Source organism: Chromobacterium aquaticum, from assembly GCF_021129195.1.
GTDB lineage: Bacteria > Pseudomonadota > Gammaproteobacteria > Burkholderiales > Chromobacteriaceae > Chromobacterium > Chromobacterium aquaticum.
Genome location: NZ_JAJOHW010000281.1, coordinates 1 through 1,524, shown reverse-complemented (window position 1 = coordinate 1,524; position 1,524 = coordinate 1). Strand labels below are relative to the sequence as shown.

At 69.6% G+C, this 1,524-nt stretch carries 1 protein-coding gene; it reads right to left on the bottom strand.

Annotated elements, in window-relative coordinates; all coding sequences use genetic code 11:
- Positions 1–81: 81 nt before the first annotated feature.
- The coding region (locus LQT98_RS23805) for an FAD-dependent oxidoreductase (RefSeq protein WP_231465729.1) at positions 82–1,524 on the bottom strand (1,443 nt) is incomplete at its 5' end.

The following is a 1,524-nucleotide window of genomic DNA, read 5'->3' as shown; positions in this document are numbered from 1 at the left end:
TGTACACGTGGTACATGAGCATTTCGAAGCGGCACTCACCGTGTAACGCTCCACCACGCGCAGCAGACTATGAACAGGTTCTCATGCGCCAAGCACCTTCAAGGCCGCCTGCTCCCCCCACCACGCCGCCTCCTCGAACAGCGACAGGCCGCTGAGATCGGAATGGGCGAACAGGAGCGGGCCATCGGCCGCGCGCAAGGCTTGCAAGCCGGGGTTGGACAAAAAACCCGGCGCCGGGCTGGCCATCGCGTGGCCGCGCGCGGTCAACTCCACTTGCAGCAGCGACTGACGGAAACGCCAGCCGTACACGCTCAGCAGGTCGGCGGCGGCGGTGGCGAACAAATCCTCGGCGCTGGCGGCCTCCAGCATTTTACGCGCATCCGCCGGCGCCAGGTCGGCGAAGGCGTGGTAGCTGGTGAATACGCTGCGCTCAGGCTTGGCGGCGCGGATCAATTGATGGGTGGACACCACATAGCCCAGACCGCGGCTGCCGTACACCACATTGTCCCAGGCCAGCGGCGCGGCGGCCGGCTCCGCCGGGAAACGGTCGATCAGGAAATTGCCTATCAGCCACGGCGCGCGCGGCGGCAGATGGCGGCGCTCGAAGCCCAGCTCCGGCAATTGGCCGCTCAGATGCAGGCTGACATGCAGCGGCGTCGCCAGGATCACCCGTTCGGCCAGCAAGCGCCGGCTGGCGCCGGCCGCGTCCAGATAGTCCACCGCCATGCCGGCGCCGGCCGACGCCACTCGCCAGGCCACGCCCGGCCATTGCCGCTCAGGGCCGATGCGGGCGCGCAGATGGCGGATCAGCGGGTTCAGCCCGTCCGGCCAGGTCAGCACCGCGCCCTCCTCGGCATTGGCCGCCTGGCCGCCGCGGCTGCAGAAATAATGCAGGCCGGCCCAAGCCGAGGTAGCGGCCAGCGCGCTGCCGTAATCGTCGCGACAGCAGTAGTCCAGATACCACAGCAGGCCGGGCGCGGTGTAGCCGTTGGCGCGCAGCCAGTCGGCGAAGCTCAACCGATCCAGCGCGGTCCAGGCCGGATCTTGCGAGGACAGTGCCAACGGCACGCAGAACACGCGGCGGCCGTCGCGGCCGCGCTGTTCGCGCCAGGCTGCGGTCTGGGCGAGAAAACGCCGCTGCTGCGCCAGCTCGTCAGCGTCCATGCCCAGCCGTGGCAGCAAGCCTTCCTGCCACTGGCCGTTTACCCACAACCGCTCGTCCGGCGCGTGCACGGTCACGTTCTCGTCGAAGCGCGGCCGCGCGCCGAAGGGATCGGCCTCGATCACTCCCATCTCGGCCAATAGTTCGCGCACATGGCGCGACTCCATCGACGGCAGCGGCAAATAGTGGGCGCCGGTGGGATAGCGATAGCCGCCGAAGGCGCCGGCGGCGGCGTTGCCGTCCGGCTCCGGCCCGTCCAGCACCACCACGTCGTCGAAGCCCTCCTTGCGCAGCCGCCAGGCGGCGAACAGGCCGGCCACGCCGCTGCCGACGATGGCGACGCGGCAGCGGCGCGTTTCACG